Raw genomic sequence first — 19,325 nt, 5'->3', positions numbered from 1 at the left:
CGGGGAGTTTGGGTGGGGCCCCCCCTCGACCCCCAACCCCCCCCCCCCCCACTCACTACGGGCAGCCGCGCAAGCCGACGGTGCACGGGCAATCGGCCTGCGGGGACCCGGCTACGACGAGAGCGCTTCAGCCGCCGAGTCCCGCGTGCCCACGCCGGTCGTGCGGAAGCTGGCCCGGAACGCGCCGGGCGTCACCCCCAGGTGTCGCACGAACGCTCTGCGGAGCGATTCCGGCGAGCCGAACCCGGTGTGCCGGGCCACCGCCGCCATCGGCTCGTCGCCCGTCTCCAGCATCACCTGGGCGGCTTCCAGTCTGACCTGCTCCACATACCGGGCCGGAGTGGTTCCCGCCTCTTCGTGGAAGAGGCGGGTCACGTGACGGACGCTGACGCCCGCCCTGCGGGCGATGGCGGACAGGGTGTGGTTGGCACCGGGGTTCTCGGCGACCTCGTCCAGAACCCGGCGGAGCATCTCCTGACGGGTGTGCGGAGCCCGGGCGCGGACGCTGAACTGGGACTGGCCACCGGGTCGTTGCATGAAGACGACCATGTCCTTGGCGACCGCCCGAGCGACTTCCGCGCCGTAGTGATCCTCGACGAGCGCCAAGGACAGGTCGATACCGGCGCTGACACCCGCCGACGTCAGGATCCGCCCGTCGCGCACGAAGATGGCGTCGGGTTCGACCCGCACGGACGGGAACCGCAGGGTGAGTTGCCGTGTGTGGCGCCAGTGGGTCGCGGCGCGGCGGCCGTCCAGAAGTCCGGCCGCGGCCAGCAGAAAGGCTCCCGTGCAGACCGATGCCGTACGACGGGCCTTCTCGTCCAGTCGCCGAACGACGTCGAGGAGCGCGTCGTCCTTGATCAGCGTTTCCCATTCCGGGCCGCCGGGGACCAGCAGGACGTCGTACGGCTCGTCTACGTCGTCGACGGCGAGGTCCGCACTGAGGCTGACGCCGGCGGAGGTGACCACCGGTGCCCCGTCCTCGGACGCTGTCCGCACCTGGTAGTGGCCGCCGAACTCGTTCGCCGAGGTGAACACTTCGATGGGACCGGTCACATCGAGCAGGCGCACCCCGGGGAAGACGAACACCGTCACGGTGAGCGGGCCCGTACCAGTGTGCTTGGGGTTCATCGGGTGCCTCCGGGCCGTGCGTCGTGGTGCGCACCGTCGCACGTGCCCCGGGGGACGCGGAACGGCGTTTCCACATGGGTGTTCGGCCATCATGCGCCGTGAACAGCGCCGATGCCACGACGGGCTGCCTCTCACCTAGGAGGAGATGCCTCCCAGTCCCCGCGTCGGCCGCTGCTCAGGAGACGTTCCGCTCGGTTCGGGTCCCCCGCGTGCGATCCGTGCCAGGTCGGTCATCAGGGAGTCCAGCCACGACACGGTCGCGTAGTACAGGCGCGGTGCGCCGGGCGGTTCCGAGGTGAATCCCTCGACGGCGGGGGCGATCCGCGGCACGGGGGCGGTGGGTGTGTCGCCGCCGGGGTCCAGGGCCGCCGAGACGAGCAGCATCCGCCCGCACACCCGGTCCCCCAGCCCGCTGACGGACTCGGCGGCCGCCGGGACCAGCCTGGCGAGCGGTGGTTCCAACAGGCGCTGCGATCCCCACAGGGTGTGGTGACCGGCCATCAGTGTCGCCTGCCAGTCCACTCCGGGCAGGGCGTCGCCGCGCCCTCTCCCCCACCCCCCGAAAGGTGTCGGCTCGCTCTGGAACTGGGCGTACGCGGACTCCGCGAGAATCACCGCCTGCCGTAGCGAACGATGGGTGGGCGCCCCGAACGGTGTGGCCGCCGTCCCGGCCGCCATCGAGGCACTGGTCGCCACCACGATCTCGGCCGCCCTGCGCAGGAGTTCCGCCGCCGCGTTGCGCAGCTCGTCGTGAGCACCGCGCGGCCAGGCCAGCAGGCCGAAGACGGCGCCGATCGCGCTGCCGACCAGGACGTCCAGCAACCGGACCTCCGCGAGCCGCCACGTCGGCGGCGCCAACTGGGCGAAGACCAGGGCCACGAGCACGGTGAAGAGACCCTGCGCCCAGCCGACGCCCTTGACCGGCCCCACCGTGAAGGCGAGGAGCATCCACACCGGCAGTACGGCGGCGTACACGGCGGTGTCGGTGCCCACCAGAGTCAGCAGCACCGCGGTGACCAGCGCCCCGGCCAGGGTGCCCGCGAGTGCCACCCGGATGGTTCTCCAGGTTTCGTCCATGGTGGTCCGGGTGAGGGTGAGGGTCGCCAGCATGGCCCAGAACCCGTGCGGCAGGGTGTCCACCCCGGCCACGAGCCGGGCCGCCGTCAGGGCGACGGCGAGACGAGCGGCGTTCTGGAAGAACACCGACCGGCGTCCGCCGTGGCCGCGCAGCCGGTGCCACCACAGGTACGGGGCCCGGACCCGGGCGTACCAGAAGTGACTCGGCGAGACCTCCACCGACGCCCGCCGGCCATGTACCGCCAGGTCTGCCGCCGCGCCCATGGCGAGCGCCGCGTCGGCGATCTCCAGCACGGCGGCATGCCGGCACAGTACGGCGGGCGGGAACTCCGGCGTGGGGACGGTGTCGTCGGCGTGCGCGGCCGTGGATGGCGTCGTGGCCGTGGGAGCCGTCCCGTCCTCAAGCACGGCGGCGGATGTCGTCGGGGGCGGGGAAACGGCACCACCGGACAGCCGCGACAGGTGTGCACGGGCCGCGACCAGCTCCTCGTACGCGGCCACGGGCGACGGCCCCTGCCGCAGACAGCTCGCGGTCGCCGTACCCACCTCCGCGACCGCGTGCAGTACGGCGGTCACGCCGGGGCCCGGATCGTCGCCCGGCGTGCCGGACAGGTGCGCCAGTCTGTCGAGCAGGGTGCGGGTGGCCAGCCCGGTGTGGGCGAGGGCACGGTCGCGCACTCCCGGTCCCGCGGGACGTTCCGCCTCCGGCACGGTCAGGGAGCGTAGCGACCACCCGAGGTCACGGGCCGCCCGGAGGTCCGCCCCTTTCAGGGCGTACGGAGGTTCGGCGAGCAGCGTCGCGCAGTGCGCGGCGGTCCGCGCGGCCCGGGCGGCGCGCTCCCGGTAGGGCGGCGGAGCCGGCTCGGGGAGGATCAGCGCCTCGGCGGCGATGAAGAGGACCAGTCCGGTGGTCGTCCCGATCAGCCGGTCGCCGAGCGAGCCGGGATCGTACGGGGGGAAGGACGGCAGGATGTAGAGGAGTTGCAGGCCCGGTGCCGCCCCCGCCAGGCGTGGCCCGCCCACGGCGGCGAAGGCCAGCGCGAAGCCGACGACTAGCATCCCGACGACGGCGCTCCAGGTGCGTACGGACAGATAGGTTCCGACGACCACCAGCACCCAGCACATCGGTAGCAGGCGCGACGTGAGCACGGCGCGCTGACGCCCGGCGCCGGGGATCTTGGAGAGACCGCCCAGCGCCACAGCGGCGAACAGCGCGTAGGTGGCCGCGACAGGGCGGTCGAGGCCGTAACGGAAGAAGGAGAAGGCCGTCGTGGCGACCAGGGTCACGCGTACGGCCCGGCGGCCCGAAGCCACGTAGGCCGCCCGTATCCGACCGGCCGCGGCACCCCACACCCCTACAGGATCACGCAGCACCGGGCGCCCGGCACATTGTCCGTGGAGGGCCCCCTCCGACCGGGCCCCGCGGCGCGCCGAACTCCGGCCGTCCAGGGCCGAAGCGTCCGAAGAGGCGACTCCTGTCCGGTCGGTCGCGGCCCGGGGCGCGGTCGCCCGGGGCGGCCGCCGGCACGCCACATGCGCGCGATGAGATCGCCGCGTGTCACGCGGCCCGTGCCGTCACCAGGGGAACCTCGCCCGCGTCACGCCGCCGCACCTGCCGTCACCTGGGAAACCTCGCCCGTGTCACGATCCCCGGCCAGGCGCAGTGTCGCGAGGGCCGCCAATCCGGCGACGCTGCCGAAGGTGAGGGCGGCGGGTACACCCTGACCGAGCGCGGAGAACAGGTGCACGGGACCCCACACGCCGACGGTGTCGTCCAGTGCCATGTGCAGCACTTGGCTCGCCAGCAGTCCGAGCACGGTCGCGCAGACCGCGCCGATCGCCATCGCGGGCGCCGTGGTCCGGGTGAGCAGGCCGGGCAGCAGCCGCAGCGCCCACCACACCACGGCCAGCATGACCACGTCGGCGGCTCGGTACAGCAGCCAGTCGCCGAGGGGTGTGGTCGCCGGGCCCGCCCAGCCGCCGAGCAGCAGCCACTGCCGCAGCAGGTCGCCGGGCTCGGACAGCAGCCCTCCGCCGCCGAACGACGTCTGGATACGGGCCGCCACCGAGTCGTACGAGAGGACGACCAGGGACAGCGCGATCACCGTGGTCCCGGCGCTCGCGGCCAGGCGGGCGGCGCGTGGCGGCACACTCCGCCGGGGCACCGGTTCCTCGCCCTTGGCGGTGACACGCGCCACGATCACCGTGATCCCGGCGGTCAGCAGCGCCGTGAACACGGTGACCGGCCCACTCGACGCGATCTCGTTCGCGAGCTGGGGCAGGACCCGGTAGCTGCCGCGTCCACGCGATGCGATCAGCCATGGCGCGGAGACCGTCACCGCCAGCGTGCCGGCGACCGGGCCCCAGGCCCACAGCGCGAGCAGCGTGGCCGGTGTGCGGCCCCGCGTGGGTGGAATCCTGCGCAACAGGAGCAGAGCGCCCGCCAGGAAGAACACGAAGACCGCCACGAACCTGATCTGCATCGCGGTGCTGTACAGAGCGGCGTACTCGCCGGTGCCGCTGAGGGAGCCGGCCGTGCCCGCGTCCGCGGTCCCGTCGGACAGCGGGGTGGTCGGGGAGTCGTACGACCAGGGTGCGAGCCATCGCCGGAGTTCGCTGACGGACTGGATGTCGAACACGCCGGTGGCGCCGCGCAGTTCCAGTGCCGGTGTGCTCGCCCCCGCCCACCACAGCAACAACGTGATCGACAGGCCTCCGACCAGTGCCGGTATCACCGCACGCCGATATGTCATGTGCTTCCCCCCCGTTGGTCCCGCATACACGCGTCTTCGGAACAGCCAAAGGGTAGAGGTGATGATCGCTTGCGCGTACGCCGGTCACACGGCGGACCGTTCCCGGGGTGGGGAGCCCACCGTCGCTCCCGATCCCCTGGGTACCTTCGCGCTCCTGGACGGTCGCCGTCGCCGCCAGCGGTGACCTGCTGTGACGCCCGTTATCTGGCTGTAAATGCGTGTATCTCATGATCGACCTATGCTGAGGTCGGGAAGACTCGGTCAGTCGACGGCCGGCCCTGAGCCGGCGGGAAGCGGGCTCCCATGACGGAGCGGTTCAAACAGCTGGGACTGGTCGGTGAGATGGCCGCCGAGTTCCTCGGCACCATGGTGCTGATTCTCTTCGGCGCCGGCGTGGTGGCCCAGGTGGCCGCCGGCGGTGCGCTCACCACTCCGCCCGGCGGCCTCGGAGACCACGACAGCATCTCCTGGGCGTGGGGGATCGGCGTCACCATGGGTGTCTACGTCGCGGCACGTCTCAGCGGCGCACACCTCAACCCCGCCGTGACGGTGACGCTGGCCGTGTTCAAGGGCTTCTCGTGGCGCAAGGTGGCGCCGTACGTGGTCGCCCAGACGGTCGGCGCGTTCGTCGCCGCACTCCTCGTGCGCTGGAACTACACCGAGGCGCTGGCGAAGGCCGACCCCGGCCACACCATCAAGACGCAGGGCGTGTTCTCCACGCTGCCCGCCAACGGCAACCCGAACCTTCCGGTCCACGAGTGGGGCGCGTTCCGCGACCAGGTCATCGGCACCGCTCTCCTGCTGCTGCTCATCCTGGCCATCACCGACCTGCTCAACACACCGCCCGGTGCGAACCTGGCCCCGTTCATCACCGGTCTGGTCGTGGTGGGCATCGGCATGGCCTGGGGCACCAACGCGGGCTACGCGATCAACCCGGCCCGCGACTTCGGCCCGCGGCTGGCCAGCTTCATCACCGGCTACCGGGGAGCGTGGCGGGATCAGTACGGCAATCTCTACTTCTGGGTGCCGATCCTCGGCCCGCTGGTCGGCGGTCTCATCGGCGGGGCCCTGTACAAGAGTGTGATCAGCCGGTTCCTGCCCTCGGCGGAACCCGAGCCCCCCGGACGCGTCCCCGCTCCATAGCGCTGACACCAGCCCGTCCGCTTCATCCCCACACGGCCTGGGCCAGGGCCGCGCCCGCGAAGGCGGCGCCGAGCCCGGCGACCACGCTGGTGATCACGTTGGCGGCGGCGAGAACCCGCGCCCCGCCCTCGGCCAGACGCAACGTCTCGTACGAGAACGTCGAGTAGGTGGTCAGAGCGCCGCAGAAGCCGGTGCCCAGCAGCAGCCGCAGGGAGTCGGAGGCCGCCCCGTAGGTGACCGCGCCGGTCAGCAGCCCCAGGATCAGGCAGCCGGTGACGTTGACGATGAAGGTGCCCCAGGGGAAGACGGTGTCGTACCGGGCCTGTACGGCGCGGTCGGTCAGGTAGCGCAGTGGTGCCCCCACCATCGCGCCGACCACCACGAGAAGCCATGTCACTTGGCCTCCCCCTCTTCCCCACTGCTCACGTCGCCCTTCTTGCCCTTCTTGCTCCGCTTGTCCGTGTGTCGTCCGGCGTAGCGGATGACCTCACACTCGTCCAGGGTCACCAGGCCCTCTGTCACCAGGTCGTCGAGCTGGGGCAGAAAAGCGCGGATCCGGGTCTCCTCGTCGACGACGACGATCGCGACCGGCAGGGCCTCGCTCAGCGACAGCAGGCGGCTGGTGTGGACCAGAGAGGAGGCACCGAAGCCCTCGATCCCCTTGAACACGCTCGCGCCGGCCAGCCCGGCCCGGTGGGCGCGGTGGACGATCTCGCTGTAGAGCGGCTTGTGGTGGAAGGTGTCGCACTCCCCGATGAAGATCGTCATCCGGAGTGCGGAGCCGTGCGACCGCGTCATGTCGTCCTCCAGGAGATCAGGCGGCGGGTCGCCGCGGCCGCCAGCCACACCGCCGCGAGTGCGGTGAGCAAGGTGACCACCAGATAGGCGAGGCCGGTGCGGGCATGGCCGCTCCGCACCAGTTGCTGGATGTCGACGGCGTAGGTGGAGAACGTGGTGAAGCCGCCCAGCACACCGGTGCCGAAGAAGGGCCTCACCAGCCGGTGCGCGGCCCACGCCTCCGAGATGATCACCATGAACACGCCGATCACCGCGCAGCCGACCGTGTTGACCAGCAGAGTGGTCCAGGGAAAGGCATCGGTGGGGGTGGGCCAGAGGAGCGACCCCCCGTAGCGGGCCGTGGCTCCGAGCGCACCGCCCACGGCGACGACGGCGATCACGGGTGCCTGACCGCGGGCCGGCTCGCGGCGTCGGACGGGTGCCGGTGGAGCGGCCTCGGGGTGCGGCGGCCCGGTCCTCCGGTCGCGCGGGGCTGTCATCGGCGTACGCCTCCTACTCGTGCGGCGCCTCGGCACGCGGGCGCGCTGTGTCACAAGTAGGGACTGTCGGCGGCACCGGTGCCGCGGTTCGGGTACGGCGAGCCCCACCACCGCTCAACGGTCACGTCGGGCCGCCTGCCACCAGGGTACCGGTCGGCGGCCTGGAGGGCAGCGCGGCCAGGCATCGGAACACCGGCGTCACCTGGCAGCCCCCTGCTGTCCGGTCTGCCCCTGTCGAAGAGGCGGGCGCCGGTCACCGTCCCTCGGCAACACCCGTTCCCCGCGCGGCCGGCCACGCGCGGGGGTAGGGCACGCGCAGGGATTCCGGTGCGAGCGCCGTGTGTTCGGCTGCCGCGTGGAGGCGTCCGTCGCGCAGGACGACGGCGCCGCTGCCCAGCATCGTGTCGATCAACTCGGCGGCGAGCACCTCCCTCGAGCGGCCCAGCAGCCGTGCCGCGTCCGTCAGCCAGGCCCGCGCGTGCAGGTACGGTTCGGCCTCGGCTGCCGGGATCCCGTCACGGATCATCAGGGCGAAGGCGAAGACGCGCCGTGCGCCGTACCAGACGGCGCCGTCCGGGTCGTCGACGAGTCGCTGGGCCCGGCGCAGCGCGGTGGTGAACGCCGCCGTGGTGTCGGCCGGAATCGGCCCGTGGGAGGGCAGGATGACGCGGGGAGTGAGGGCGGCCAGACGTTTCAGCGAGCCGAGTGCCGTGGTGGCCGCTCGGGGGCCGTCGAGGGCGAGGTCGACCCAGCCGACGTCGTAGTCCGACAGGGCGTCACCGACCACGAGCAGGCGCTCGTCCGGCTGCCACAGCGCCAGGTGTCCTGGGGTGTGCCCGGGGGTGTGGACGACTTCCCAGTCGGCGTCCCCGAGGCGCAGGACCTGGCCGTCGTCGAGCGCCATGTCGACCGTGTACGGGGCGACCGGCTGGTCGAGATGCTCGGCCGCGCAGCAGCCCGGGTCCCTGCGGGTGATCGCGTCGGCCTCCACGACGTGGGCCGCGACACCCGAACCGCTCGCCTGCAGCGCCGCGTTGCCGCCGACGTGGTCGGAGTGCCAGTGAGTGTTCACGACCAGGTCGATGTGGCCGGCGTGTGCGTGCGCCCAGGCGGCGGTCTGTGCGGCGTGGCCGACGAACCCGCTGTCGACCAGGGCCGGCTGTCGCCCGTGCAGCAGGAGCAAGTTGGCGTCGGGAAAGGGCCTTTGCCGCCAGGTCACCCAGGACGGCAGCGGCTGCGCGCTCACTGCCCGGGCCTGTTCACGCGGATCAGTGTCTGCTGCCCTGTGGCGACGAGTTCTTGCCGTCCGTCCTGGACGGCGAACACCTCCAGTCGGCAGATGGTGAGGGTACGGCCGCACTTCAGGACGGTGCCGATCGCCTCGATGTGGTCGCCGACGGCGGGCGCGAGGAGGTTGATCTTGTACTCGACGGTGAGGACCTCGGCGTCCTCCGGGAACAGCGTGTAGGCCGCGTAGCCGCCGGCGCTGTCCGCGACGGCGCTGGTGGCGCCCGCGTGGAAGTAGCCGTGCTGCTGGGTGACTTCGGGCCTGCCGGGCAGCACGATGTGCACGCGGCCGGGCGCGATGTGCGAGAGGCGCGCACCGAGGTGACTCATGAGCCCCTGGCTGCCGAAGCTGTCCTGGATGCGTCGGCGCACCTCGGGGCTCGCCTCTTCCTGCCGCGTCCGGTCTTCCATGTGTTCTCCTTCGACAGGCAGCACGGCGTGGGCGAGTGGCGGGGCCGACTCGTCAGGGAAGATCAGGGTGATATGCCCGAAGGTGTTTGCGCGTGTCCACCATGACCGTGTCATCAGGGAAGAATCTTCTTCATGGACGCCATGGACCACAAGATTCTCACCGAGCTGCAGATGGACGGCCGCCTCACGGTGACCGAGCTCGCCGCCCGCGTGGGGCTGAGTGTCTCGCCCTGCCACCGCCGCGTGCGTGACCTCGAACGGGAGAAGGCGATCCGCGGCTACCGCGCCGTCGTCGACCCCAGCGCCGTCGGCCTGGACTTCGAGGCACTCGTCTTCGCCACCCTGCGCTGGGAGGACCGCGACACCGTCGAGGCCTTCGAAAAGGCCGTGGCCGCCATCCCCCACGTCATCCAGGCCCAGCGCCTGTTCGGCGAACCCGACTACCTCCTGCGTGTCGCGACCGCCGACCTCACGGCCTATCAGCACCTCTACGACGAGCGGCTGGCCAAGCTCCCCGGCGTCCAGCGTCTGACGTCCACCCTCGTCATGAAGAACGTCGTCCAGGACCGGCCACTGCCCGAGTAGTCACCTTCGAAGGCTCCACGACACCGTCCGGATCCCGGTGAGCTTCGGCAACGCACGGGGCCCGCCCCGCACATCGTGCGGAACGGGCCCCGTGATCGAGCGCCGGGCAGGCCTTGCACCTGCATTTCCCCGCAGGAAGCGGGGCGTCTTTCCTTGGACCACCAACGCAGCGCCTGTCGCCTTGCGTTCCGGCGACCAGCTCAGGATCAAGCTTAACCCATGCTGCCGACCCTCCCGCTTCCCGGTATGACCGCGCGCCGGTACGGAGGGTTCCGGCGCTCACGTCACCGGAACCCTCCGCCGGCTCAGGACCGGCCGTCTACTGCCTCTTCCCACCGCCGAGGATCTGGCCCAGCAGATCGCCGAGCCCGCCGCCCGCACCCGGTGTGCCACCCGCTCCCGCGGCGGTGGCCTTGCCCCCGGCCGCGCGCTTGGCGAAGACGGCCATCAGCACCGGGATCAGCAGTTCGATGACCCGGCTGACGGTGGCGGCGGGGATGCCGGTCTTCCTGGACACGGCGGCGGCGACGGGCTTGCTCAGTTTGGCGAGCACCCCGGCCATCAGGCCGCCGCCCAACAGGCCTCCACCGAGGGTGGCCACGCCTTGCAGCGGCGGCGCGGCGACCTCCGCGACCGCCTGGCGGACCTCGTCGTCCTCCACGTCGGCCTTTTGTTGGAGGTCGGCGGTCATGGTGCCCACCGTGACCTCGATCGTCTGGCGTGCGCCGGTGGCGTCGGTGCCGAGCAGAGCGGCGATCTCCGTCAGCCTGTCATCGCCGAGCTCGTCTAGCACGTCGTCCTGGAATGAAGGTTCGCTCATGTCCGGCACAACGAGCGAACCCGACCGGACGTGACGGATGCGATGCCACACCCTGACTCCGCGCCGGGGACGGGCTCGACGCGCGCGGCCCGACGGCGTCGGCTCACTTCGCCTGCGCGAGCCGGACGGCGTCGGGGCCGGCCGGGAAACGCAGCTGCCCGGTCGTGTCGTGGACGGCCCGCCAGACCGTCTCGGCGACATCGCTCTCCGTCGTGAACACGTCCTGGCCCATGAAGTCACCCATCGCCTTCTCCACGAACGGCGCATACGGCGCCGAGACCAGCTCCTCCATCGGTACGCCGTTCGTCGCCTTGCCCGCGAAGTTCGTCGTCAGGCAGGCGCCCGGCTGAACCGTCTTCGCCCGCACGCCGAAGGGAGCGAGTTCGAGCGCGAGGGACGCGGTGAACCCCTCGACCGCCATCTTGCTCGCCTTGTAGACGGCCGAGAGCGGCATGTGGCCCAGCACCACGCTGGAGGTCACGTTGACCACCACGCCCGATCCGCGCTCGCGGAACCGGGGCAGCACCGCCTGTGTCATCGCCATCGCGCCGAACGTGTTGGTCTCGAAGACGTCCCGCACCCTGCTCATCGGGATGTCCTCGAACACGCTGATCGAGGGGACGCCCGCGTTGTTGACCAGGGCGTCGACGCTCCCGGCGGTCTCCAGCGCGGCGGCGATGGACTCGGCGCTCGTCACGTCGAGCTCGATGACGCGCAGCCGGTCCGACTCGGGCAGGACTCCGGCGCGCGGCGTCCGCATCGTGGCGATGACGTTCCACCCCTGCGAGTGGAAGTAGCGGGCGGTCTCGCGTCCGTAGCCGGAAGAGGCGCCGGTGATCAGGATGGTCTTCATGGTGTGTGCTCCGGGTGAGGTGGTGGGATCTACGGACCGACAGGCACGTTCCTGCTCCGTAGAGGAGTTCGTCATCCCATTGAATCGCCCTGAGCTGCGAAAACAGTAGACTCATCCTCTCTCGTTCTTGCACGATCCTGCCCGTCATCCCACCTTTCGCCCGCGCCCAGCGCCCCTCCTCCCGGAACTCGGCCGCGACCTGGCCGACGGACGCGGGAGCCGGGCGCTCGGGGGTGTCACTGGTCTCGCGTAGCCTCCGCGCGGAGGCGTGGGCCGTGACCCGCGCGGATGGGGGCGGCGACGTGAGTGACCACAAGGAGTGGCCGACAGAGCGCGATCGGGACGCGGCGCTGATCATCAGGACCGATCACAGCGACGAAGCGGCATGGGCCGCTCTGCGGGCGGAACTGATGACACCCTGGGGAGACGGGGACTTCGAACCGTACGTGCACATCGCCGACGGCCCGGAGTGGGCGGGATGGACACCGGCTCAGCTCCTCGCCACGGCGTCCGCCGACGAGGAGTCGGGCGTCGTGTTCCTCGCCGACCGTGACTCCATGCGTGACCGGCCCGGCACATTGCTGGCGGTGGCCGTACTGAGCAGGGAAGAGTGCGACAGCGACGAGGAGTTCGAGGCGGACGGCGGTGAGTTCCGTACCGTAGCCGTCGGGGTCCACGAGATCCACGCGAACCTGATGATCGCCAATCTGTCCTTCGGCGATTTCAAGGAAGCGGCCGAAGGTGATCCGCAGGGCGTCTTCCGGGGGTTCGCCGTCTGACGGACGAAACCCTCCGACGGGTCCGCTCGGTGAACGACCCGGAGCCGTGAGCGGATCGCCCGACCGGCCTGGAGGTCGGTCACCCGGTCGTCGCGGCCGCCACCGCGTGGGCGGCGGCGCGTGGGCGGCGGCGGCGCGGTGAGCATCGTGCCCGGCGAGACCCCGAGTGACTCATCGCCCCGGCATCCCGCATCCACACGGCTGCCGTTCAAGTGCCCGCGCTCGGCGCTTCGTCACGAGTCCAGATCGCAGAACCCCCATGCGCTCCTGGGCGTTCAGTCGCGGACCAGGTCGTGTCAGTGGCCCGCCGCATACTGACGCCCATGCGAATGACGGAGAACGCGATCAGGCGGGCATGGCATCGGACAGTCGCGGACTCCGACCTGCTCGACGACGTCATGCTGCCGCCCATCGGCTCCGCACCCGGCCAGTACGCACAGCGGGCGGGTGATCCCGGGGGCCTCTACCTCGTCGTGGACGAGGACGGCACCGTGCGCGGCTACCGGGGCCCGCACCGGGAGATCTTCGCGACCAGGGATCTCGACCAGGTGCTGTACTTCGCCGCAGAGGAGGCGGTCGGCAGACTCGCCGAGCACATCGTGGCCCACTCCCCCGGCCAGGGCGCGGTCACCGATCTCGTCACCGGACAGGCCGGGATGCTGGACGAGATCGACCCCGCTTGGGGAAGCAGGTTCCGCGACGGCGGCGTGGACGGCACGCGGACGGCGCGGCCGTGCCGCCGCGATCCGCTGGAGCACCTCGCCTGGATCGCGGGCACATGGCGCGATCAGGACCCCTACACCAACCTCGCGTTCTTCCGCGGCGAGGACATCAGCGCCGAGCGGATCGCCCTGCTCCACGGCGCCGATCCCGGCCAGACGGCCGCCGGGACACGCCTGTCGGACCTGCGCGCCATGGACGGCACCGGCCGTGACCAATGGGAGATCGAGTGGGAGAGCTGCTGCTTCGGGCAGGCGGGCGACTGGGCCTTCCTGATGTACCACGAGACGCCACCCGGCATCAGAGCCGACAGCGCGGCTCTTGCCCGGCTCGGGGTCACGGAGACCGTGCGGCTCAGCGCCTGCGCCGCGAAGGCCATCTACACGTTCGGCTACACACGCGAGGGCCGCCGCGTCGACGACGACTGGGGTGCCCTGGAACTGATCTGGTACAAGCGGGGTCACGCCCCCTACTACCGGGGCGGTCAACTCGACTTCCTCAACCGGGCCCTACGCCGCGCCGAACTGGATCACCCGGAACTGACCGACGAGTTCGAGCTGTATTTCCACGCCCTGGATAGCGCACTCGGCCTTCGGCTGCCCCAGCGGGACATCCAGGCGGGCACCGTCCAGGCCGCACAGTGGGCACGCGGCAACTCCGGTCGAGGTGACGAACTCCCGTCGGGATGAGTCACGGACGGCGAGGAGGTCGCGCAACGGCCGCGCCCCGGCGCCGCTGACACCGACAGCCGACAGCCGTCGGCCGACAGCCGCCACCGCGGTTTCGGCGCCCCGCCGCCGCGCCGGGCATCGCGTCCCGCGGGATCACACCATGCGAAGTGCCCTGTCCCTGGTGCATGATGAACTACCTTGAAAATTAAGGATGTTGGAGGAACCGCGCGATGCCGGCGTGGCATCGGTACAGGCACGAGCCCGCCGATGACACGACGTGTCCACCGCGCCCGGACGACACCCGTACACCGCGTATCCGAACCACACGCGTCCACGGCGTACACGGCGGCGGTCACATGGAGCGGCTGTGACCGGAGCCCCGTGGCCGGAGCACCGCGAGCGAAGCACTGCGCAAGGTGAGAACTCGACGTGGGAGGAGGGACCGTGACGTATGCGAGAGCCCGGTCGGTCTGCGGGATCGTGACGGTGTGCGCGGCGCTGCTGGCCGGCTGTACGGACGGAGGCGGCGCACCGGGCGGGGAAACGTCGCGGGAGTCGAGCCCTGGTGCGGGCCGCAGCGCCGGTGGCGCGCGGACCGGGGCGTCCACAGGAGCGGGCACCGGCACGGACGCGGGTACCGGGGCCGGTGCGTTACCCGCGGTGTCGCCGACGGAGCAGGCGGATCCGGCGAAGCAGCCGCACACCGTGGACGAGGCCGAGGCGTTCGTACGGAAGATGATCGCCGATCCGGAACTGGTCGGGTCGGGGGCGACGCGGGCGACGCCGTACGAGAGCGACCCGCGCACCTGGGCGGTGCTGGGCGCGGACTGCGCATGGCAGCGGCAGGAACTGCCGCGGGACATCCTGGCGACTCTGACCCGCCACTTCGAAGTGCCCGCCGACGGTGCCGAGGAGGCGGTGCGGCTGTCGACGACGGTCACGGTGCACCGCACGGCACTGGACGCGGCCTGGGAGGAGGCCGGGATGCTGGAGGAGGCGGTCGGCTGCCCCGAGCAGACCCTGCGGCCCGGCGAACGGCTGACCGGTCTCGCCTCGACGGCCGTCGCATGGGGTGAGAGCGGCAATGTGACCAGTGACGACTCCCTGTCGGAGTCGGGCGAGTGCGTCAGCGACACCCGGGGCGGGCCGTACGTCTACTCGTGGACACAGGCGCTCTTCGGCTCGGTCGTGATCAGCGCCTCCGTGTGCGGAGGGCACCGGCAGACCCTGCGCGAGGTGGAGGTGGCGAGCAGGATGCTGCTGCGGGTGCAGGCGGCGATCGGAAGCCCCACCGGAGCGGGTTCGGCCTCGCCGGAACCGGATCCGTCGTCCTCCGCCGAGAGTCCGGAAGCCAAGGACGCCGAGGGAGGCGCGTGATGGAACGGCTGCTTGCCACCGACCCCTCGCGTCTGGGCGGGAACCGGCTGCTGGGGCGGCTGGGCGCCGGCGGCATGGGCGTGGTCTACCTCGCCCGCACCGAGACCGGCGAGCTGGCCGCGGTGAAGGTGATCCAGCCCGAGTACGCCGAAGAGGCGGAGTTCCGGGCCCGGTTCCGCCGCGAGGCCACCTCCGCCGGGCAGGTCGACAGCCCCTGGGTGGTGCGGGTGCTCGGCGCCGACACGGCGGCGGGGGCGCCGTGGCTGGCCACCGCGTTCGTGCCCGGGCCTTCCCTGGGCGAGGCGGTCGCGGCCTGCGGCCCGCTGCCGGACCGTGCGGTACGGGTGCTGGGCAAGGTCCTGGCACGCGCCCTGACCGCCGTGCACGAGGCGGATCTGGTGCACCGGGACGTCAAACCGGGCAACGTCCTGCTCGCCCTCGACGGTCCCCGGCTGATCGACTTCGGCATCGCGCGCCCGACAGCGGCCGACGAGACGGAGCTGACCTCGCAGGACATGGTGGTCGGCACCCCCGGCTACCTCGCCCCCGAGCAGGCTCAGGCGCGGCAGGTGGGGGCGGCGAGCGACGTCTTCTCGCTGGGGTGCGTCCTGGCGTACGCGGCGACCGGCCGCCCGCCGTTCGGCACCGGCGCGGCGGACGCGCTGCTCTATCGCACCGTGCACGACACCCCCGTACTGGACGGTGTCGCGGACCCCGAGTTGCGGGCGCTGCTGGACCGCTGCCTGGCCAAGGACCCCGAGCGGCGGCCGACGGCCGCCCAGGTGGACGCCGAACTGGTGGAGGACGCCCCCGCCGGCACCGTCGACTGGCTGCCCGACCCGGTGGTGAGGATGATCGCCGAACGGTCGGCGGAGATGCTCGCCCTGCCGGGCATCGAGCCCACCGTCCTGTCGGAGCCGCCCGCGTCGCGGGCGCCGGGCCGTCGCAGGATCCTGGCCCTGGGCGGCGGCGCTGCCCTGCTCGCGGCGGGCGGCGGCGCGGCGCTGTGGGCTGCACTGCGCGACGACCCGGACTCCCCGCCGGCGCGGAGCGCGGGAAGTTCCTGGGTCATCGGACTGCACGCGGATCTCACCGGCCCGCAGCGGGAGACCGGGCGTGCGCAGGAGCGTGGAGCGCGGCTGGCGGTGGAGCGGTTCAACGCCCGCAGGACCAGGCCCTTCACGCTCGCCCTGCGCACCGAGGACGACCGGGGTGAGGCCGTCCGAGCGGTGCGGGCGGCTCGGCGGCTGACCGGCGCCGCCGACGTGGTGGCCGTGCTCGGTCCCACCGACTACACCTCGACGCAGGCCGCGCTGGAGGTCTACGACGGTGCCAGGATGCCGCTGTTGACCGTGTCGGAGCTGTCGACCAGTGCCGCGCGGACGGCCCTCGCCAGCACCGTCCCGCACGCCTACTTCCGTGCCGCCTGCCTGTCCGCGTACGGCGCCTTCACCACCGTGACCTCACTCGGCGTGGCGGGCGTGAAGAGCCTGGGCATGCTGGGCGACCGGGCGGGCAGGCTCGCCGGGATGGAGTCCGTGATCGTGGCCCACACCGCCGCGCGCGGCCGGCTGTCGCTCTATCTGCGCGTGGTGCCCGCCCTGGCGAGCACGAGCGCACTGGAACCCGTCGTCGACGACATGATCGGTCACGGCGTCGACGGATTCTTCTACGTCGGCACCCCTGAACGCGCCGCCGCCGTCGCCCGCACGCTCGCGGAGCGGAACTTCGCCGGGCCCCGCTTCCTCGATCCCGCCTCGGCCACCGCGGCCTTCGTCTCCCGGGCGGGGCAGGCGGCCGAGGGCTGGCAGACGCTGACGTCGTACATCGGTCCGGACGCCGCCCCGGTGCGCGACTTCGCCGCCGCCTACCGCAAGCGGTACGGCGACGCGCCGGGTCCCTGGTCGGCCGAGGCGTACGACGTGACGCGCCTGCTCGCCGACCGGCTCACCGCCCTCGCGCCGAAGGGCGGCGGACGGCCCTCTCACGAGCGGCTCACCCAGGCTGTCGCCGGGGCCCGGTTCACCGGGGTGGCGGCGACGTACGCCTTCGACGCGGACAAGCAGATGAAGGCGCGGCGACTGCACCGATTCCGCGTCACGGACGGCCGGTTCGCCTACGGTGGCGCGCTGGACATCTCCGGAACCTGACACCGGAGAGGGCGCCGATGCGGTCGTTGCACGCACAGGACCCGGACGAACTGGGCGGGCACCGAATGCTCGCCCGGCTCGGTGCGGGCGGCATGGGTGTGGTCTACCTGGCGCGCACCCCTGCCGGAAACCTGGTCGCCCTGAAGGTCATCCGTGCCGAGTACGCCGCCGAGCGGGCCTTCCGGGAGCGGTTCCGTCGCGAGGCGCGGCTCGCGCGAGGGTTCACCGGCCGCTGGCTGGTTCCGGTGACCGCCGCCGATGCCGAGGCCCGCGAGCCGTGGCTGGCCACGGCGTTCGTGCCCGGCCCCTCGCTGGCCGAACTGGTCGACGGACACGGCCCGCTGCCGCCGCACGCCGTCGCCGCGCTCGGCGCCCGACTGGCGGAGGCGCTGGACGAGGTGCACGCCGCCGGGCTGGTGCACCGGGACGTCAAGCCCGGCAACGTCCTGCTCGCCCTCGACGGTCCCCGGCTGATCGACTTCGGCATCGCCCAGGCCCACGGCGCCACGGCGTTGACCGAACCCGGCGCGCTGATCGGCACCCCCGGCTACCTCGCTCCCGAGCAGATCCGTACGGGTGGCGAGGCCGTTCCCGCGAGCGACCTGTTCGCGTTCGGCTGTGTGCTGGCCTACGCGGCCACCGGGCGGCGGCCCTTCGGCACCGGTGACCCGGCCGCCGTCCTGTACCGCACCGTGCACGAGGCGCCCGACGCGACCGGCCTCGACCGACTCCCGCCCGTACTGCGGGCGGCCATCGCCCGCTGCCTGGCCAAGGACCCCGCCGAGCGGCCCGGTGCGGCCGAACTCGCCCACATCCTGGGCGCGGTCGAGCATGCGGGCGGAACGACGACCGGGCCTGGGGAACACCGCGCCTGGGAACCGGAGTTCACCGGCGCCGCCGACCGAACGGCCGACTGGCTGCCGTCCGTGGCGCTGCGCCTGGTGACCGAACACTCCACCCGCGCGCTGGACCCCCCGCCCCGGCAGACCACCCCTACCGCCGTGCAACGGAGCCCCGTCGGCGCGGAGCGTCGGCCCTCCCGTCGCCGGATCCTCGCCATCGGCGGCTCGGCCGTCGCGGTACTCGCCGCGTCCGGCACCGGCGCCGCGGTCCTGCTGGCCAAGGGCAAGGGCGGTTCCCAGGACGGCGCGGCCCCGGACCCGCCCACCCATGTCATCGCTCTACAGGCCGCGTTGACGGGTGATCAGCGCGAGGCGGGGCTGGCGCAGGAACACGGCGCCCGGCTCGCCGTGGCGGCCCACAACGCCCGCGACGACACCCGCTTCCGGCTCGCCCTCACCACGTACGACGATCGCGGGGAAGCCGCACGGGCCGAGGACGGAGCCCGCCGGCTGCTCGCCGACAGGTCCCTGTGCGGGGTGATCGGCCCCACCACGGTCGCCGCCGCCCGCGCCGCGGTCCCCCTGTACGGGACCGCGTCCATGCCGGTCCTGCCCCTCTCGGTCGACTACGAGGCGATGGGCCTGTCCTCGGCCACGATCCGCACCCTCGGCGTGACCACGGCCCCGACCACCTACCGGACGATTCCGGTGCTCGCCTACCTGACCTGGGTCCACAAGGTCGAGCGCACCGCCGTCATCCAGGACCTGGCCGCGGGCGACCGGGCCGCCGACATCGCGCGCAGCCTGCGCGAGACACCGCCCAGCGAGGGCACCAGCACCGTCCACCCCCTGGCGTCCGACGCGCACGACGTCCGGCCGGTCGTCGCCGCCGCGCTGGCGGCGCACCCGCAGGCCGTCGTCTACGCCGGCATCTCGCCGTCCCGTGCCGCGGCCTGCGCCCGCGCTCTGGCCGCCGCCGGTTTCACCGGGCCCCGCGTGAGCTTCGAACCCGTCATGCGCCCGGCCTTCCCGGAAGCCGCCCGCGAGGCGGCCGAGGGCTGGGTGTTCGAGGCGCCCTACTGCGTACCGCAGGCGTCCGGCGCCAAGGCCGCCAAGGACTTCACCGCCGCGTACCGCGCACGCTATGGCGCGCCGCCCGCGCGCTGGGCCGCCGAGGCCTACGACGCCGTGGGCCTGATCGCCGCCTCCCTGACCGCCCTGGGCGGCGACGACATCACCCCGGGGCAGGTCGCCGAACGCCTCTTCAAGCTCAGCTACGACGGCGTGGCCAAGCCCATCAGCTTCACCCAGGACCTCACCCACAGCCTCACGCCCGACAACACGACCTTCCTGTTCCAGGTCAAGGACGGGAAGTTCGGCTTCCTCGGCCGGTACGACCAGGTGAGCTGACCGGTTCGACCGCCCGGTGCACGGAGAGGTGACCGCGGC

17 protein-coding genes are annotated in these 19,325 nt (G+C 72.3%); 7 read left to right on the top strand and 10 right to left on the bottom strand.

Annotated features, from left to right (window positions below):
* Positions 1-111: 111 nt before the first annotated feature.
* From ACWCQK_RS34010 to ACWCQK_RS34000, 3 genes are all read right to left on the bottom strand, one after another.
* The gene (locus ACWCQK_RS34010; RefSeq protein WP_451161716.1) at positions 112-1,131 is read right to left on the bottom strand and encodes a GlxA family transcriptional regulator; all 1,020 of its coding nucleotides are present in this window, start codon (positions 1,129-1,131) and stop codon (positions 112-114) included.
* A 135-nt stretch (positions 1,132-1,266) separates the two neighbouring features.
* Positions 1,267-3,522, bottom strand: a complete 2,256-nt coding sequence (locus tag ACWCQK_RS34005) for an FUSC family protein (protein WP_451161714.1) — start codon at positions 3,520-3,522, stop codon at positions 1,267-1,269.
* A gap of 284 nt (positions 3,523-3,806) precedes the next feature.
* Positions 3,807-4,961, bottom strand: coding sequence for a hypothetical protein (locus ACWCQK_RS34000; protein WP_451161712.1), 1,155 nt, complete (start codon positions 4,959-4,961; stop codon positions 3,807-3,809).
* 303 nt (positions 4,962-5,264) lie between these two features.
* Between ACWCQK_RS34000 and ACWCQK_RS33995 the strand changes: the two genes are divergently transcribed.
* Entirely contained in the window at positions 5,265-6,104 is an 840-nt protein-coding gene (locus ACWCQK_RS33995) for an MIP/aquaporin family protein (protein ID WP_451161710.1), read from the top strand.
* A 22-nt stretch (positions 6,105-6,126) separates the two neighbouring features.
* Here ACWCQK_RS33995 and crcB (ACWCQK_RS33990) read toward each other — a convergent pair whose 3' ends face one another.
* From crcB (ACWCQK_RS33990) to ACWCQK_RS33970, 5 genes are all read right to left on the bottom strand, one after another.
* A complete protein-coding gene (gene crcB, locus ACWCQK_RS33990) occupies positions 6,127-6,501 on the bottom strand; it encodes a fluoride efflux transporter CrcB (RefSeq protein ID WP_451161708.1) in 375 nt (124 codons plus the stop codon).
* Positions 6,498-6,902, bottom strand: a complete 405-nt coding sequence (locus ACWCQK_RS33985; RefSeq protein WP_451161706.1) for a DUF190 domain-containing protein — start codon at positions 6,900-6,902, stop codon at positions 6,498-6,500. Before ACWCQK_RS33985 ends, crcB (ACWCQK_RS33990) begins: the two co-directional genes overlap by 4 nt.
* Entirely contained in the window at positions 6,899-7,381 is a 483-nt protein-coding gene (gene crcB / locus ACWCQK_RS33980) for a fluoride efflux transporter CrcB (protein ID WP_451161704.1), read from the bottom strand. Before crcB (ACWCQK_RS33980) ends, ACWCQK_RS33985 begins: the two co-directional genes overlap by 4 nt.
* Positions 7,382-7,634: 253 nt before the next feature.
* The gene (locus ACWCQK_RS33975; protein ID WP_451161702.1) at positions 7,635-8,627 is read right to left on the bottom strand and encodes an MBL fold metallo-hydrolase; all 993 of its coding nucleotides are present in this window, start codon (positions 8,625-8,627) and stop codon (positions 7,635-7,637) included.
* Complete coding sequence (locus ACWCQK_RS33970) at positions 8,624-9,079, bottom strand: PaaI family thioesterase (RefSeq protein ID WP_451161700.1); 456 nt, start codon at positions 9,077-9,079, stop codon at positions 8,624-8,626. Before ACWCQK_RS33970 ends, ACWCQK_RS33975 begins: the two co-directional genes overlap by 4 nt.
* A 132-nt stretch (positions 9,080-9,211) precedes the next feature.
* Between ACWCQK_RS33970 and ACWCQK_RS33965 the strand changes: the two genes are divergently transcribed.
* Complete coding sequence (locus tag ACWCQK_RS33965; protein ID WP_451161698.1) at positions 9,212-9,664, top strand: Lrp/AsnC family transcriptional regulator; 453 nt, start codon at positions 9,212-9,214, stop codon at positions 9,662-9,664.
* A gap of 319 nt (positions 9,665-9,983) precedes the next feature.
* Here the strand turns inward: ACWCQK_RS33965 and ACWCQK_RS33960 are convergent, their stop codons facing one another.
* Together ACWCQK_RS33960 and ACWCQK_RS33955 are read right to left on the bottom strand one after the other, a co-directional pair.
* A complete protein-coding gene (locus tag ACWCQK_RS33960) occupies positions 9,984-10,484 on the bottom strand; it encodes a DUF937 domain-containing protein (RefSeq protein WP_451161696.1) in 501 nt (166 codons plus the stop codon).
* Between the two features lie 103 nt (positions 10,485-10,587).
* On the bottom strand, positions 10,588-11,337 hold the full coding sequence (locus ACWCQK_RS33955) for an SDR family oxidoreductase (protein ID WP_451161694.1): 750 nt from the start codon (positions 11,335-11,337) through the stop codon (positions 10,588-10,590).
* A gap of 302 nt (positions 11,338-11,639) precedes the next feature.
* Here ACWCQK_RS33955 and ACWCQK_RS33950 point away from each other — a divergent pair, with 302 nt between their 5' ends.
* The 5 genes from ACWCQK_RS33950 to ACWCQK_RS33930 all read left to right on the top strand — a co-directional run bounded on the left by ACWCQK_RS33950 (position 11,640) and on the right by ACWCQK_RS33930 (position 19,286).
* Positions 11,640-12,116, top strand: a complete 477-nt coding sequence (locus ACWCQK_RS33950) for a DUF6924 domain-containing protein (protein ID WP_451161692.1) — start codon at positions 11,640-11,642, stop codon at positions 12,114-12,116.
* 323 nt (positions 12,117-12,439) lie between these two features.
* Entirely contained in the window at positions 12,440-13,525 is a 1,086-nt protein-coding gene (locus tag ACWCQK_RS33945) for a hypothetical protein (RefSeq protein WP_451161690.1), read from the top strand.
* A 426-nt stretch (positions 13,526-13,951) separates the two neighbouring features.
* Complete coding sequence (locus ACWCQK_RS33940) at positions 13,952-14,884, top strand: hypothetical protein (RefSeq protein WP_451161688.1); 933 nt, start codon at positions 13,952-13,954, stop codon at positions 14,882-14,884.
* Positions 14,884-17,034 carry a bifunctional serine/threonine-protein kinase/ABC transporter substrate-binding protein gene (locus ACWCQK_RS33935; protein WP_451161686.1) on the top strand — a complete coding sequence of 717 codons (2,151 nt, stop codon included), beginning with the start codon at positions 14,884-14,886 and terminating at the stop codon, positions 17,032-17,034. The genes ACWCQK_RS33940 and ACWCQK_RS33935 overlap by 1 nt, the downstream gene beginning before the upstream one ends.
* Before the next feature lie 17 nt (positions 17,035-17,051).
* Positions 17,052-19,286, top strand: coding sequence for a bifunctional serine/threonine-protein kinase/ABC transporter substrate-binding protein (locus ACWCQK_RS33930; protein WP_451161684.1), 2,235 nt, complete (start codon positions 17,052-17,054; stop codon positions 19,284-19,286).
* The last annotated feature ends 39 nt before the right edge of the window (positions 19,287-19,325 follow it).

Source organism: Streptomyces sp. NPDC002306 (assembly GCF_053593435.1).
Note: the sequence above shows the minus strand (reverse complement) of the source record. Positions and strands in the feature narration are given on the sequence as shown.

What these genes read in the sequence shown, in the direction of transcription:
- ACWCQK_RS33935 (WP_451161686.1), top strand. Translation starts at nt 14,884, where the DNA reads ATGGAACGGCTGCTTGCCACCGACCCCTCGCGTCTGGGCGGGAACCGG.
- ACWCQK_RS33945 (WP_451161690.1), top strand. Translation starts at nt 12,440, where the DNA reads ATGCGAATGACGGAGAACGCGATCAGGCGGGCATGGCATCGGACAGTC.
- ACWCQK_RS34000 (WP_451161712.1), bottom strand. Translation starts at nt 4,961, where the DNA reads ATGACATATCGGCGTGCGGTGATACCGGCACTGGTCGGAGGCCTGTCG.
- crcB (WP_451161704.1), bottom strand. Translation starts at nt 7,381, where the DNA reads ATGACAGCCCCGCGCGACCGGAGGACCGGGCCGCCGCACCCCGAGGCC.
- ACWCQK_RS33965 (WP_451161698.1), top strand. Translation starts at nt 9,212, where the DNA reads ATGGACGCCATGGACCACAAGATTCTCACCGAGCTGCAGATGGACGGC.
- ACWCQK_RS33930 (WP_451161684.1), top strand. Translation starts at nt 17,052, where the DNA reads ATGCGGTCGTTGCACGCACAGGACCCGGACGAACTGGGCGGGCACCGA.
- ACWCQK_RS33985 (WP_451161706.1), bottom strand. Translation starts at nt 6,902, where the DNA reads ATGACGCGGTCGCACGGCTCCGCACTCCGGATGACGATCTTCATCGGG.
- ACWCQK_RS33995 (WP_451161710.1), top strand. Translation starts at nt 5,265, where the DNA reads ATGACGGAGCGGTTCAAACAGCTGGGACTGGTCGGTGAGATGGCCGCC.
- ACWCQK_RS33955 (WP_451161694.1), bottom strand. Translation starts at nt 11,337, where the DNA reads ATGAAGACCATCCTGATCACCGGCGCCTCTTCCGGCTACGGACGCGAG.
- ACWCQK_RS34010 (WP_451161716.1), bottom strand. Translation starts at nt 1,131, where the DNA reads ATGAACCCCAAGCACACTGGTACGGGCCCGCTCACCGTGACGGTGTTC.
- ACWCQK_RS33960 (WP_451161696.1), bottom strand. Translation starts at nt 10,484, where the DNA reads ATGAGCGAACCTTCATTCCAGGACGACGTGCTAGACGAGCTCGGCGAT.
- ACWCQK_RS33970 (WP_451161700.1), bottom strand. Translation starts at nt 9,079, where the DNA reads ATGGAAGACCGGACGCGGCAGGAAGAGGCGAGCCCCGAGGTGCGCCGA.